Here is a 15202-nt window from a genome sequence, read left to right as displayed (position 1 = left end):
TGTGCATATATGCACAATCTGACGCTAAATTTATGGCTTTCTCTCTGAACTTTTAGCGTATAAGCTTACTCTTATTGAGAATGAGTTTTATTAGCTGAATATTATGTTTAAAAATACATCACAAAACTATGGTTTGTTAGCCATCCTCTTTCACTGGCTCAGTGCGCTTGTGGTATTTGGCATGTTTGGCCTTGGATTGTACATGGTCGAACTCAGTTATTACGATCCTTTCTACCGTGATGGCTTACATATTCACAAAAGCATAGGAATACTGCTAGCAGCTTTGATAGTACTTAGACTGATTTGGAAGGTTGCCAACCCTAGCGTGAAACCCGAAAGCGAAGCCACTCCCATGGACAAATTGCAAAACACAATAGCACATGTCGTTCACGTCGTTTTGTATTTAGGTTTGTTTGGGCTGTTTGTCACAGGTTACTTAATTTCTACCTCAGATGGTAGAGCAATAGAGGTGTTCAACTGGTTTTCTGTTCCAGGTATTGGGGAGCTGTTTGATGAACAAAGTGATATTGCAGGCACTGTGCATTTATATATTGCTTGGGGGCTCATTGGATTAGTGGCGCTGCACATTGTGGGAGCGCTAAAACACCACTTTATTAATAAAGATCGTACCTTAGTTCGAATGCTCAAGGTACCAAACGCTACAAAAGTTGAGGATTAAAACATGAAAAAAACAATCATTGCATTAAGCATGGCAGCTATGACCTTATCGGCCGGAGTAAATGCTGCGGATTATGTAATTGATACAAAGGGTGCACATGCCTTTGTAAACTTTAAAATTAAACATTTAGGATACAGCTGGTTGCATGGCCGATTTAATAGCTTTGAAGGCGACTTCAGCTATGATGCAAAAAATCCAAATGCATCGAAAATCAATGTAGTGATCGATACTGATTCTATCGACTCGAATCATGCAGAGCGTGATAAACATTTGCGCGGTAATGATTTTTTAAACGTAAAAGCAAACCCAAAGGCGACTTTTAAGAGTAACTCGATTACTTTTAGCGATGATACAAATGCGAAGGTGAAAGGAAGCTTTACACTCAATGGGGTAACAAAGCATATCGAGTTTGATGTTAAAAAAGTGGGTGAAGGTAAAGATCCATGGGGCGGCTACCGAGTTGGCTTTGAAGGTGAAACTCAGTTAAAACTTGCTGATTATGACATCGACTATGATCTAGGCCCTGCATCAACACACGTTACCATTGGTTTGCACTTAGAAGGTATTCGTAAATAATCTCTGCTAGCACCACGTGTTACTACATACGTGGTGCTGCGCTTTATATTCTAAGAGGAGCCCACTTTTCAAGCGCAATATCAGTTTTAGAAAGTTAGTTTCTAAAGATACTAGCTAGCTGTGGCTGAAACTGCTCTGGTAACCAACGAGACATAGCCAGTCTAAACTGTTCGTTTTTATGGGCTTGTTTTAACGCTTCGCTAATTGCAGCTATCTGTTCCTTACCAATCGCATTGTTATTACAGCCCGCATATCCAGCTGTTATCTGCGAGGCGATACTCAATCTGACTTGTGTCAATTCATCTTGCTTATCAACATGCAATTTGTGGTAGTGGTGTTCGCTTGGGTATCCAAGTATCACATCGACTCTTTTTTTAAGTAGCATGATAGTCAAACTCTCTAACGTATCTCTTCCTGGTCTTATGAGCACTTGCTTGGAAGGCAAACTCGCCAATAACGCATCAATTTCATGGCCAAACGATCGATTTGCCGCGACACCTACAGTTAGTCCGTGCTCAGTTACGAGTTTTTCCAAATCAATTGCGCTGTTGGTAATGCCAAGTGACTGTGCAACATCTTTCCTTAGTGCGGCAGAGGTTGATAATCCGATAGTGGAATACTCTTCACTAAAAGCGATATGTCTTTGCCGCTCGACTGTTTTATAGAGGGAGATCATACAATATTGGTTGTTGAAATTAGAGAGCTCATGTATGGCCCTAGATGCGGGGAATACTTTATAATTAAAAGTGTAATCGGGCATCTGTTGTTGAATGAGTTTTATCAATAACTCGTCTCGTCCTTGCCCTTCCAAATCGTCAGCAAGGATATAATAAGGCGCGAAATCTATCGCAATCCAAGTTATTTGTTTTGCAAATACAAAACTGGATTGAAAGGCAATGAAGAGGAGTAAGATGATTTTGATCAAATTGGGTCACTCTTGCTGAACATACAATAAGCTTAGCATTGTTTGCGATGTTGATGATTAAATTAATGTTTATTTAATTTGTATTTAATGTTTACAGAGGTTGGCGGTATGCTAGCTTTAAAAGAAGTTTTAGTTTTGGGTAAAAGCATGCTAGCAAAGCTCAGTTAAGCGATTGAATATAGAGTTTGATTGCAGTGCGTTAATCCAAATATGAGTAGATAAGGCCACATGGCAAGGAAAGTCATAAAAGCCAATAACGATAAATTATTAATAAGGAAAACCTATGGCTATATTAATAGTTACCGATATTTTCGGTCATACGGATCATATTGATCGTTTTGCTAAATCGCTTGGAAGTGACGTGCAGGTGCTTTCACCATTTATAGAAGAACCAAATAGTGTCTCAGAGTCGGATTGTTATGAGCTGTTTTTGGCTCAGTGTGGTCATCGTTTATATGCTGATAAAATATCAGCAGCGATTTCTGAATACAAACCAAAACTTATTATTGGCTTTAGTGCAGGCGGAGCTGCTGCGTGGGTTGCATTGTCTGAACAAGGTGCATCTCACTCTGTCGAGCAACTTATTGCATTTTATCCCAGCCAAATACGTAACCATCTAAATATTAAGCCCAGCTGCGATGTGTCTATCTTCTTTGCTCAAGTTGAATCTCATTTTGACGTTGAGCCCGTCATTGAGCAGTTAAAAGATAAAAAAGGGTTGAATTGTATCCGAACGCGGTATTTACACGGTTTTATGAACAAGCTTTCGGGTAACTATGACGAGTACGCATACTCGCATTATCAGTATTTTTGCCAGCGAGAAGCGCGTAACTATTTTGAGGTTGTGCAACAAGAAGCGGAGTTTTCATAACAACATACGCAAAAGCGGCTTGAGCGAACTACACTAAACACTAACTTATCATACTTTAAGGAGTGAAAGATGTATCCCGAGTTGCCTGATTATCAACATTTTTATAGTAATCCGATCGCCAAACCTCCATGCAGAATGCTAAATGCACAAATGTATGGCTTTTTTGTCAAAGGAAAAAAATCAACAATCCAAACCTATGTTGATAAAACGCTTAATTCGGTTTCTAGTAGTGAATTTGTATTCAGGGCCCTAACCGATTGGTGCTTATTGACATTTACAGATATTGAAAATATCGCGTCAAAAGTGCCGCCATTTAGTAACTATGGATATATGCAAGAAACCGATGTCATCATCTGGTTGCCAATTCTGCAAGTCAATCTCGAAACGTTAAAGGCAGAACATCTATATTGGTATCCAGCATTTATCTCGGTCAATAACATTAACGCGCTGATAAATGGTCGAGAAATATGGGGCTACAACAAATATTTATGTCGCTACGAAATGCCTGATAACTTTGGTGACCCACTGAGCTTTTCCCTCTCTCTGGAGACCTTTAAGGAATTTGATCCCAACGTCAAAATGGCATGGCATGAATTGTTATCCATTGAACCCGAGGATGATGGGGAGTCGTGGTTAAAAGAAGTGTTGGAAGTGGGTGAAGAAATTGCTGAGCTTTTCAAAGATTCAGTGTCTGATTTAAACGTCGATAGCCAATTTCTTAAGCAGTTCTTATCAGGGTTTACCCACCCGCAAATGGATCAAATATTATTTAAGCAGTTTCCAGATGGTCATGCCGAGAAGTCTGTATATTCGGCAGTGGTGCATTCCCCTTCAGAGGTGAAGAAAATCCACAAAATTGGCTTTATCAAAGATGATTTAAGCTTGAATCTACAACGAATGGATGCGTTTCCACTGGATAAAATGTTTGGCATTCCAATAGGCAAAAGCGAGGTCAAACTACCTTACTTTGTGAAAATGGACTTCGATCAGGCAGGAGTGGAAGAAATTGTTTCCAGTGCTCAGAGTATGGCTAATCTCCATCGTTAGTGTATTTGTGGCATAAAAAACACGATTTTTTACTAAAGCGATATTTGCATGTTTAGTTGTCTTCCTATGTGGCTTTAGATGTTGCTCGTCAACAGGTTAGAAAAAGGAAGGTTTATGAGTAAACAAAAAGTAGCAATACTTGGCGGCGGTGTTTCGGCAATGACTGCTGCGGTATACATGACTGAACAAGACGATTGGCAAGAGCGCTATGATATTACCGTTTATCAGCAAGGTTGGCGCTTGGGAGGCAAAGGGGCGAGTGGTCGTAATGCTGAATACGGCGAACGTATTGAGGAGCACGGTCTTCACGTTTGGTTTGGTGCCTATGTCAATTCTTTTAGGGCAATAGAGACCGTTTATAATAAGCTTGAGCGCTCAAGTGATATCCCCATTCACACTTGGCAACAAGCGCTAAAACCACATAGTTTGGTGGTGTTGCAAGAATATATTGATCAGCAATGGCAAACTTGGTCAGTAGATTTCCCTGAGATCCCAGGTAATCCAGCAGATGGCACACTCGATTTACATTTTTGGCAGATTTTAAAATTACTTGCGGCTTGGCTACACAAGTGGGTTGATGATTTGGAATGCGAAGTTGAGAAAACCCACAAATCCACACAACTCAAAACTAAAAAAGAAAGAGACAAAACGCTGCTTGCTCACTTGGGACAGGAAGTTAAAAGCTTTTTTGATAGTGTAGAAGAAAAGGCTAGAGCTCTATTTGATGACGCAGAAAATCAAGCCCAAGAGGTCGTATCCACACCAAAGCTGTTAATAAGGCAACTTAGTAATTTTCTAACGGTACGTGAAGCTGATCATCGTTTAGAAAATAAGAAAGATCACTTAGTTGTTTGGTATATGGTTCGAAAAATTAGGCGCTGGTTGCAGTCTGAAGTAAATGACTTAATTGATGACAACCCTGTCATTAGACGACTATATATATGCATAGATTTAGGTGTTGCGATGACCATTGGCATGCTCCGAGACAAAGTCTATTCACGAGGGTTTGGTTATCTTGATCAATACGATTTTAAACAGTGGCTCAAGCGCAATGGCGCAAATGAATTGCTGTCTGTGGAGTCTGCACCAGTCCGCGGCTTTTATGATCTCGTTTTTGGCTATGAGAACGGTGATTTTAAAAAGCCGAATGTTGAAGCTGGAGTTGCGGCTTTGGCCATGCTTAGGATTATGCTGTGTTATCGCGGTGGTGTGATGTGGAAAATGCAAGCGGGAATGGGAGATATTATTTTCTCTCCTATTTATGAGCTGCTCAAACATCGAGGCGTTCAGTTTGCGTTTTTTCATCAGGTTGAATCGTTACACTGTACACAGGATGATGATGGTCATTATGTTGATAGCATTCAATTAATTCAACAGGTTAAACTAAAAGAGACGCAAAGTTACGAGCCTCTGGAATTAGTCAAAGACTTGCCATGTTGGCCAAGCTCGCCACTGTGGCAACAAATTGACCCGCAGCAAGTGGCACTACTTAAAGAACATGAGATTAACCTAGAGTCTTACTGGTCTAATTGGGAGGCGGTTTACCAACAAGCATTTGGACAGAGGTTACCGAGAAAAACACTAAATAAAGGTACTGATTTCGATTTAGTGATTTTTGGGATCTCAGTGGCAAGTCTTGAGCCACTTTGTCAGCAATTATTGGCTAAAGATAACGGCTTAAAGTTGCAAGCTGAAAAGGTCAAAACTGTTGCGACTCAAGCATTACAGTTGTGGCTTACTAAAACTGACAGTGAACTGGGTTTTCACGATCCTTTTGGTAGTAATGAGCCACCAATATTAAGCGCATTTTCTCAACCTTTTGACACTTGGGCCGCGATGTCTAATTTAATTGAGGTTGAAGATTGGCCAAATACACAGCCAAATAACATTGCCTACTTTTGTAGTGCTTTTACCTGCGCAGATTATCCACCTCCGAGCGATCATGAGTTTCCTGAGCGCATGAAAGCTCAGGTAAAAGAAAACGCATTGCAAAAACTTAGATTACAGATGCAGCCACTGTGGCCAGAGGCTTATCATGGTAACGACTTCGACTGGAACGTATTGTTTGATGTTGATAATAACGAAGGTGAAGTTAGGTTCAACACTCAGTATTGGAGGGTGAATGTCGACCCCAGTGAGCGTTATGTCTTAAGTGTTGTTGATAGCAGTCAATTTCGACTGCCTACGGACGGCTGCATATTCAATAACCTCTACATTACTGGAGATTGGATTAAAACCGGTGTCAATGCAGGTTGTGTTGAAGCTGCTGTGATGGCTGGCATGCAAACGAGTAGAGCCATCACCGGATATCCTCAAAACATTAGTGGAGAATCAGGGTTTGAGCCGTTTAAATAACCGAGTTATTACACTTTAGGCGCTAAACGAACGCTTGATTTTTGAACCGTTAGTTGTACAACTGTATTAGCTTAACCTATATTCTACGCCCTGCAATTTGCAGGGCTCAAATTCCACCTTGGTATAATTTGTATGTATCATGAACGATAACTTGAACCTTAAAAAGGTAATCGGGTTCATTTGTTTGGGGGTCTTTTTAATTCAGCTATACTGATAGTGCAATTGCATGATATAGCTCGGGATTCAAACTATGCCACATCCAAATGTGCTGTTAAATACGATAACACTAACATTACTCTTAGCAGTCTCGATGGAAGCATCAGCACAAGTCGAAGAAGAAATCGAAGTCATTGAGGTCTACGCTCAAAAAAGAAAGCAATCTATCAATGATGTTGCTATCGCTATTAAACCCATATCCGGACAAGTCATCACTGACGCGGCGCTGAAAGATACGACCGAACTAGGTAGTTTAGTTGCGAATGTAAAAATCAGTCAAAATGCAGCTGAGGGTACGCCCCCTGCGGTCAGCATTCGAGGTGTCGGACTTGTCGATTATAACACGGCTAACACTTCTCCGGTTGGGGTGTATTTAGATGGTATATCTGTTGGGTCTGCGAATAATCAAATCATTAACTTGTTTGATGTTGAACAAGTTGAAGTGTTGAAAGGTCCACAAGGTACACTTTTTGGTAGAAATACCACTGGGGGGGCAATTTTAGTGCGCACGGCGCGCCCAACAGATGGTGATTTTGCTTCTGTCAGTGTAGGGGTCGGTTCTGACTCTTTATCAAGAGCTCGTGCGACGCTCAATTATAGCCTAGATCAAAATAGCGCGGTGCGACTTGCAGCTAGCCACAATAACTATGAGTACACAACGTATAACTTACAGCCTGACGCTCCTGAGGCGTATATGGAGCAAAATGATGTTCGACTAAGTTATTTTGGCGAGTTTGATAAGTTCAGTATTTTTGTGAAATTAGATTATGGCCATTGGAATGGACTGGTTCAGCCGGTCGGGAATATCGGATTATTCTCAAACCCTTTGGATGGTTCATTATGTTCTCCAGCCCAAGCGGGCACTAGCAACTGCGTTGATGCGCTTGGCTTTAATATTGGCAGTGACGATTTTTGGGCTGTACGGGTCAATAATTATCAAAAACATCACAGTATAAGCAAAGGCGTTACAACAGAGGTCGCGTATGCACTGGATGACCGGTCTCAACTTATTTATCTTGGGGCTTTCAATCGCTTAGATAGGATACATGGATTTAATTGTGATGGAAGTCCATTTTCATTATGTGAAGGTGAGTTAGGGCTTAAAAATGAAAAGCTGGTGAATGAGCTTAGGTTTGAGCAAAGTATGGAGACCGGCTTTCTAACGGTAGGTTTATTTCAACTAGAAGAGCGTATTTATCAAGATAATTTTAATGACTTATTACGTGATTTTAGGGGAACCCCTAATGGTGCAAGTGCGACGACCTTTTTCTATGATAATGATATTAAAGTAAAATCAGTGGCCTTATTTGGTCAATATGAATATGAAGTTAGTGAGCATACAGATGTACTCGTAGGAGTAAGATATAGCGATGAAGATGTGAAGTATGACTCTTTTTCCTATTTAAACGTGCCTTTTGGAGGTAATCTCGCTGGCATTTTAGTTCCTGCCTACGACATTGAGGGAAAAGAGTCCGATAGTAATTTGTCTGGAAAATTGTCGGTTATCCATAAAGTTAAATCGGATAAAAGTGTTTATTATAGTTTATCTAATGGTGTAAAAAGCGGCGGCTATAACGGTGGCTTCCTTATTTCGAAGGATGCCGCGATACAGGCAAGTTATGGCCCTGAAGAACTAATCGCTCATGAAGTAGGCGCTAAGCTGTTATTTAATGACCTTAAACTTCGTACAAACTTGGCTGCTTTTTACTATGATTATAAAGATCAACAGGTATTTATGAATCAGGCTTCAGAAGTACCTGGAGCGCCGCCTTATCAGTTACTTGAAAACGTAGGTAAGTCCAAAATCTATGGTGCTGAGATAGAAAATACTTGGTATCTATCGGAGCAAACTCAGATAGGCTTAGATGTAGGGTATATACCTGAAGCTAACTTTGAGGAGTTTATCGATCCAGTTGGCGTTGTATTGACCGACAATCGTTTACCGTTTACATCCGAATGGAATATCTCTGGGCAAATAAATTATGCATTTAATTGGGATGAAGTTAGTATAAAAAGTAGAATAGCATTTGATTATCAAAGCGAATATTACTTTGACCAAAACGAATCTCCGTATGCTAAGCAACCCAGTTATATGCTTTGGAATGCTAATCTACAGCTGGAGTATAGAGACTGGCAGTTAGGTATTTGGGGTAAAAATCTTCTAGATAAAGAGTATAGCCACCTTAAATTTGACCTGAGTAGTTTTTTGGGAATGTTAGAAGACTTTAAAGGTGAGGGAAGAAGAGTAGGCATGGATGTAACATATCGATTTTGATTTTGCTTAATCATTATACGTATAAGTCACCTGACTTGGGGGTTGAAAACTTGCAGATACAATACCGAATCACAGGTAACTTTACTGAGGTAACAGGCTAGAATGCGTTTACTCCTGATCATTTTCAGCATAATTCTGGTTTCTAGTTTTGCCTATGCAGATCAGGCTGTGTTGAAATTGACGCAGCCTTGGCAATATCAAAATTTACACCATGTTGGAAAGGCTTATGAGGCAAATTCTAGTACAAGATTTCCTCAAAACTGGGCTGAATTGAGTGCGTGGGAATCTATTCATGAACCACTAAAAAACAGAGCGCTGTTTTCTGGTCGTTATTTCTTGGTTACTAAAGTCAGAAATGAAACACCCTTAAATGAATTTGTGCTTTATCCATACAATACGGTATTAAGCAAAGTTGAGTCGAGGATATATACACCGGAAACAGTCTTGCGAGTTTTCTCTGGGGGTAAGGTCGAAAATGAATTTGCATTTCATTATGGCAATCAAGTCACGTTAGAGCCTAGTCAAGATTATTATATCGTTACTCTCTTCGAGAGTGATTTCTTTTACACCCCGGTAAAGTTGACCATTGAGCCTCTTAGAGACTTTCAGCAGGAAGTGGTCTATGAAAATCTTATTATGACGCTTTGTTTTGGTGTCGGCATTGTTTTGGGGCTGTATAACTTATTAATCTACATCGGCTCTAAAGATATCACTCATTTTTATTACGCATTATTCACTTGTGTGTGGGTATTTGCGTGGAGCCATTTTTTTCATATTCCCGACGAGTTATTTGGGTTTTACTCTGCAAACTTACATTGGTTAGGTTTTGCGCTTGCGCCATTAACTAACGCGTTATTTTATATCCATCTTCTAAAACTCAAGGACGTTCATCCAAACTATGTGTCGATTTCTATTTGGCTTGGTGTGATAGCTGCGCTTGGACTACCGTTTTGTATTCTTTTCCCTGGCTTTGGTTTTATTTGGGCGACTTTAGTAACGGGGTTAGCGCTTTGCTTCGGACTATTTGTTGGTATTACGCGTTGGACTGAAGGATTTAAGCCCGCTCGTTATTTTGTAATGGCATATATTGCAATGGCGATCCCCAATATGGTGGGTAATTTAACGAACTTAAGTTTGCTGCCTGAATCGTCGAGTAACTTATATCTTTACGGTCTAATAGGTACTGCGCTTGATGCATTACTGCTGGCCTTCGCAGTTGCGGACAAGTTTAGAATTACCAGTGAAGAAAATATAGAGCTCAATAAAAACCTTGAAGCAAAGGTGTTAAAGCGGACCTATGAGTTAGAGCAGGTGGCCTCAGAGCTTAGAGATGCTAGTGAGGCAAAAAGTCGATTTTTGGCAAACATGAGTCATGAAATAAGAACACCAATGACGTCAATTATTGGCTATGCTGATGGCATTATGCTCGGAGATATTAAGCCACATGAGCGTAATCACGCTATCTCCGTTATTTTGCAAAACTCACGTCATGTACTTGGGCTAATTAATGATATTCTGGATATGTCTAAAATTGAGGCCAATAAACTAGAAGTTGAGTTGGTGGAGTCAAACCTTTTTCAAGCGATTGCGCATGTCGATTCATTATTGGGTAAGCAAATTAGAGATAAAGGACTGGAGTTTGCGCTGAATTATCATTTTCCGCTGCCTGATTTTGTGGTTATTGATCCCACTCGTTTGCGACAGATATTACTAAATCTCACATCTAACGCAATGAAGTTCACGACGGTTGGTAAAATCTCGATTGATGTGGCGTGTCAAAACGAGCGTCTCATGATTACAGTGCGAGATACCGGGATAGGAATGACAGCGGACGAACAAAAAGAATTATTTAGCGCGTTTTATCAAGCTGACTCTTCCACATCAAGGAAATATGGTGGGACAGGGCTTGGACTAAATATCTCCAAAAGCTTAGCGAGAAAGTTAGATGGTGATATTTCGGTAGAAAGTGAGGTAGGCTCAGGTACTGCCTTTACTCTTACTGTTGGCCTATATACCACCGAGAAAACAAAGTGGGTGCAAAGTCTCGCTCAAATTGGTGATGTTCGTGAACAAGGCACAATACCTGATGAAATAAATCAAGAGCTTAAAGGTGAGGTGTTATTAGCTGAAGATAACACAGACAATAGTAAGCTTATTAAGCGTATTTTAGAGCGTATGGGTTTATCTGTGACGGCGGTTGAAAATGGTCAGCTAGCGGTACAGGCGGTACTAGATGGTGATTTCGATTTGATATTAATGGATATCCAAATGCCTGTAATGGATGGTGAGCAGGCGTTTAGCTTTATTCAGGCAACAGGGTGTAGCACGCCTGTGATTGCATTAACTGCCAACACCATGCAGCATGAAATTGAGCGTTACTTAAAACTTGGATTTAGTGATCATCTTGCAAAACCTATTGATAGAGTCGTGTTCAGTCAAAAGGTAGCCTATTATTTGGATATCCAAGTCGACGAGGAAGTTGATCTTCCTGAAGCCGAATTTTATCAGTTAAAACAACAGTATATTTCTGGGTTGCATGAGCAAATCATTCAGATAAAGAATCAAGCTAAGTATCAGGACTACGATGCGTTAGCAAGAACAGTTCATGCGATTAAAGGTACTGCTGCGATGTTTGATTGTATTGATATTCATAAAATTGCAAACGAGTTGGATGTTAAGCTGAAGAATAAACAACTAGAGTGTGTTGAAGTGCAGCTAACTGAGTTACTTGGTGCGATGACAACCGCTATTGAGTCAGAAAAGCAGCAAACCAAACAAGCTTAGGATTCTACGCCTTGTTAATATTTATAGCGGATAGGCATGATAATGAAAGGATTTTATACAACACCTTATCTTAATGGCTGCAGACTGTAGATTTGAGCCTTACTTAGGTCAGGGAAGTCCTTCCGCTGTTTATAGTTGGCATATAGATTGGAAAATATGGTGGTTTTGGATAGTTTATCTAGACTCGCAATAAATAAACGTCCACTGTTACGGTCTCCCGATATTACACTGCCTTTACAACACTGCTGAAATGAGGAGATAAGCGTTCTGATTGTGTTCTTATTGCCCGTATCCTGCAGTGCAATTTCTGCTTCAATAAAGAATGCAACCCCACTCCAATAGACTCTTTGTTGTGCGTTTAATGACCACATTTGTTCGCTCACTGTTTTAAGTGCTCCTTTATTCATTCGCGTATTTTTTGCGCCTCGGCTGAGCCCTGAGATTAATCTTGTACGAAACTCTGCAACATTAAAAATATCGTTCTCTAGCATAATGACATTTTGTAAATAGGTAGCAAGCCCCTCTGCAAGCCAGAAATCTGAGTGGTCAAGCAACGGGTGATAAAGGTGAGCAATTTCATGGTACAAGGTCCAATCTTTAATCAACACTCGGCTTGAGGTAAATCGTTTGATTTGGAGTAGAACAGCGTCGGGTTTGCCACGTTGAACCGTGGCCCATGGCACAGGCTCAGATGCGAATAAGCTCGGTTCAATGATAAATGGAAGTGTATATTGTTGTAATATTCCCAAGGAACGCTCTGTTGCTTTAACACCGTGTTTTAGCCAAGTTTCCACATGTTGTCTATCACTGCGACTGATCCAGCTCTTATATTCGATTTCAATTTCGGTTGCCTGAGTGGATGCAATTAAGCCAAACAACAGTATAAACATTAATAATTTCATTATTTTCTCTACAATGGTTACTTTGTAAATAGACCTGAGAACGCATTATTTCATTCTTGATGTTGAGATTATCTCAACTGACCTGGTTGGGTGATTGTGTAAAACTGAATAAAACAACGTTAAAGGGAAATAAGATGAAAGTCACCGCACTTAGTTTATTGTTATTGAGTCCAATTGCTTTGGCAAACCCACTTTTAGGTACTTGGGAATTTGTTGAGGGAAAATATGCCACCACAGATGGCATTGTCTCAGCGCAAGCGCCTAGCTTGACGTCGATAAAGTTAATTACTGAGGCTCACCACAGCTACATTACGCAAAGTGAAGGAAAGTTTAAATACGCTGGTGGAGGGAGTTACAAAATAGAGGGAGATAGATTTATCGAAACCTATGAATATGGAAATGTTACTTCCTTACTTGGTCGAACGATGTCATTCAGCTACAAGATTGATGGTAATTTATGGCATCATGAACTGTATGAAGATGGTAAGTTCGTCGAGAAGGAAGTATGGAAAAAAGTTCAGTGATCCCAAAGAAGATGCGTTATATCAGTCACGCATCTTCTCAGCTTCAAATCCAGTACACTGAAACACCAACATTGAGTGCAAAGCAAGTGCTAATCAAAGTGCATGCGTTTGGGGTTAATAGAGCAGACATTTTGCAAAAGCAAGGGAAATACCCTGCGCCTGAAGGCGATAGTGAGATATTGGGTCTGGAAGTGTCTGGAACGATAGTTCAAGTGGCGTCTCCTGAGTTTGAATATTTACTTGGTGATCAAGTGTTCTGTTTAACCTCTGGAGGCGGCTATGCTGAGTACGTGGTTGCACAAAGTGAATTACTCATGCCGTTAACCAAAGGCTTGTCATTGAGTTATGCGGCAGGCTTAGCAGAAGTATATCTTACGGCCTATGATGCGATTGTGCGAACTGGGCAGCTAAATTCTAATGGGATTTTACTGTGCCATGGCGGAGCTTCGGGTGTTGGCAGTGCTGCCATAAGGATTGCAAAAAGGCTAGGTGCAACGGTCATTACGACCCAAAGTAGCAAGGAAAAGGCCAAGTACGCAAAGGCTCTGGGGGCGGATTACACTATTAATTATTTAGACTGTGATTTTGCTGAAGAAATGAAAAAGCTTGGTTTGAAAGCAAATGTCATTCTTGATCCAGTTGGTGGTGAATACCTCAGAGCGAACCTAAGAGTTGCAGCAATGGATTGTCACTGTGTGATGCTCGCTATGCTAGGCGGAAGATATACAGAACTAGACTTTGCCAAGTTACTCGCGAAAAGGTTTAACTTGCACGGAAGTACGTTGAGAAACCGCTCATTGGACTATAAAACGGAATTAGTGAAAGATTTTCTGAATGAGTTTGGCTCGGACCTGCCGGATCAGACAATGAAGATACCAATATATAAGGAGTTATATTGGGATGAAATTGAGCAAGCCCACGATATTCTCGAACACAACCAGAACCTCGGGAAGGTGATAGTTAGAGTTAGTTGACTGTTTATTTATACAGTTGTTATGCTATCACTCTTAGTGATTAGAGGAGTGATTATTTTGACGTTCAAAATTGAAGAGAAAGTACCTTGCCCAGAGGAATATTGTGATTTGCGAATAGCCGCTGGATTATCTGCAAAATCTCTAGAAGCAGCCACAAGGGGACTACCTAACTCATTATATGGGGTTGCAATTCGACATAACGAACAACTTGTGGCAATGGGCCGGGTGGTAGGAGACGGAGGTTGCAATTTTGAAATTGTCGATGTTGCCGTCAATCCGCTTTATCAAGGGCAGGGATTAGGGCGTACAGTAATGGAATATATTGATGGTTACTTAGCATCAAATGTTTTGCCGGGCTCGTATGTTTCAATGATTGCAGACGAGCCAGCCTTTTACGAGAAACTGGGTTATCGCTTAGTAGCTCCAGCGAGTCAAGGAATGACAAAGAAGTTCACAGTAGGCTCCATTAAAAGCTCTAAAGTTTGAATTTTCAACTTTTTTCTTGGTAGATTAAGAAATAGCGATAGATATAGATAACTTTTGAAGGGTTGCAACTGAGTGGATCCGAATTATCGACCCTTGGGGTGGGTTATAGAGAGTAGGTAGTGCTTTTTCTTTATTTTAATTAGATCTAAGGTTGGTACAACCGAGTGGATCCGAATTATCGAGCTTTGGCACGGGTTATAGAGAGTAGGTAGTGCTTTTTCTTTATTTTAATTAGATCTAAGGTTGGTACAACCGAGTGGATCCGAATTATCGACCCTTGGCACGGGTTATAGAGAGTAGGTAGTGCTTTTCTTTATTTGAATTAGATCTAAGGTTGGTACAATCGAATGGATTCTTATTAGATAAGACTGAATATTTAGGAGTGGTACAACCGAGTGGATTCGAACCACCGACCCCTACCATGTCAAGGTAGTGCTCTAACCAACTGAGCTACGGTTGTATTATAAGATTTGGTACGACCGAGTGGATTCGAACCACCGACCCCTACCATGTCAAGGTAGTGCTCTAACCAACTGAGCTACGGTCGTACAATAACATTCGTTTATTAATTGTTTTCAGGTCTGTGCC

12 protein-coding genes and 2 tRNA genes are annotated in these 15202 nt (G+C 40.6%); 10 read left to right on the top strand and 4 right to left on the bottom strand.

What is annotated here, in order from left to right; genetic code table 11:
* Positions 1-103 precede the first annotated feature (103 nt).
* Together MHN32_RS01960 and MHN32_RS01955 are read left to right on the top strand one after the other, a co-directional pair.
* A complete protein-coding gene (locus MHN32_RS01960; protein WP_239420761.1) occupies positions 104-679 on the top strand; it encodes a cytochrome b in 576 nt (191 codons plus the stop codon).
* A gap of 3 nt (positions 680-682) precedes the next feature.
* Positions 683-1255 (top strand): YceI family protein, encoded by a 573-nt coding sequence (locus tag MHN32_RS01955; RefSeq protein WP_010604600.1) that lies wholly within the window; start codon positions 683-685, stop codon positions 1253-1255.
* Between the two features lie 94 nt (positions 1256-1349).
* Here MHN32_RS01955 and MHN32_RS01950 read toward each other — a convergent pair whose 3' ends face one another.
* Positions 1350-2180: a transporter substrate-binding domain-containing protein gene (locus MHN32_RS01950; RefSeq protein ID WP_239420760.1), complete on the bottom strand. Its 831-nt coding sequence runs from the start codon at positions 2178-2180 to the stop codon at positions 1350-1352.
* Positions 2181-2463: 283 nt separating this feature from the next.
* On the opposite strand from MHN32_RS01950, the gene MHN32_RS01945 reads away from it, so the two are divergent.
* The 5 genes from MHN32_RS01945 to MHN32_RS01925 all read left to right on the top strand — a co-directional run bounded on the left by MHN32_RS01945 (position 2464) and on the right by MHN32_RS01925 (position 11728).
* Complete coding sequence (locus MHN32_RS01945; protein WP_102056692.1) at positions 2464-3051, top strand: dienelactone hydrolase family protein; 588 nt, start codon at positions 2464-2466, stop codon at positions 3049-3051.
* 69 nt (positions 3052-3120) lie between these two features.
* Positions 3121-4098, top strand: a complete 978-nt coding sequence (locus MHN32_RS01940; RefSeq protein WP_029215757.1) for an acetoacetate decarboxylase — start codon at positions 3121-3123, stop codon at positions 4096-4098.
* Between the two features lie 114 nt (positions 4099-4212).
* Positions 4213-6453: an NAD(P)-binding protein gene (locus tag MHN32_RS01935; protein ID WP_239420759.1), complete on the top strand. Its 2241-nt coding sequence runs from the start codon at positions 4213-4215 to the stop codon at positions 6451-6453.
* Between the two features lie 250 nt (positions 6454-6703).
* A complete protein-coding gene (locus tag MHN32_RS01930; RefSeq protein ID WP_239420758.1) occupies positions 6704-8944 on the top strand; it encodes a TonB-dependent receptor in 2241 nt (746 codons plus the stop codon).
* Between the two features lie 102 nt (positions 8945-9046).
* Positions 9047-11728 carry an ATP-binding protein gene (locus MHN32_RS01925; RefSeq protein WP_102056696.1) on the top strand — a complete coding sequence of 894 codons (2682 nt, stop codon included), beginning with the start codon at positions 9047-9049 and terminating at the stop codon, positions 11726-11728.
* A gap of 65 nt (positions 11729-11793) precedes the next feature.
* Here the strand turns inward: MHN32_RS01925 and MHN32_RS01920 are convergent, their stop codons facing one another.
* Positions 11794-12630 carry a hypothetical protein gene (locus MHN32_RS01920; RefSeq protein ID WP_239420757.1) on the bottom strand — a complete coding sequence of 279 codons (837 nt, stop codon included), beginning with the start codon at positions 12628-12630 and terminating at the stop codon, positions 11794-11796.
* Positions 12631-12764: 134 nt separating this feature from the next.
* Here MHN32_RS01920 and MHN32_RS01915 point away from each other — a divergent pair, with 134 nt between their 5' ends.
* The 3 genes from MHN32_RS01915 to MHN32_RS01905 are packed head-to-tail and all read left to right on the top strand — an operon-like array spanning position 12765 to position 14614.
* Positions 12765-13154: a hypothetical protein gene (locus tag MHN32_RS01915; protein WP_010604606.1), complete on the top strand. Its 390-nt coding sequence runs from the start codon at positions 12765-12767 to the stop codon at positions 13152-13154.
* Entirely contained in the window at positions 13136-14128 is a 993-nt protein-coding gene (locus MHN32_RS01910; RefSeq protein WP_206472824.1) for an NAD(P)H-quinone oxidoreductase, read from the top strand. Before MHN32_RS01915 ends, MHN32_RS01910 begins: the two co-directional genes overlap by 19 nt.
* Positions 14129-14185: 57 nt before the next feature.
* Positions 14186-14614: a GNAT family N-acetyltransferase gene (locus tag MHN32_RS01905; RefSeq protein WP_102056700.1), complete on the top strand. Its 429-nt coding sequence runs from the start codon at positions 14186-14188 to the stop codon at positions 14612-14614.
* Positions 14615-14997: 383 nt separating this feature from the next.
* Here the strand turns inward: MHN32_RS01905 and MHN32_RS01900 are convergent.
* Positions 14998-15074: transfer RNA gene (locus MHN32_RS01900), tRNA-Val, on the bottom strand.
* Between the two features lie 11 nt (positions 15075-15085).
* Positions 15086-15162, bottom strand: a tRNA-Val gene (locus MHN32_RS01895).
* Positions 15163-15202: the final 40 nt, after the last annotated feature.

The sequence above is a fragment of the Pseudoalteromonas sp. Of11M-6 genome (genome assembly GCF_022347905.1).
GTDB lineage: Bacteria > Pseudomonadota > Gammaproteobacteria > Enterobacterales > Alteromonadaceae > Pseudoalteromonas.
Note: the sequence above shows the minus strand (reverse complement) of the source record. Positions and strands in the feature narration are given on the sequence as shown.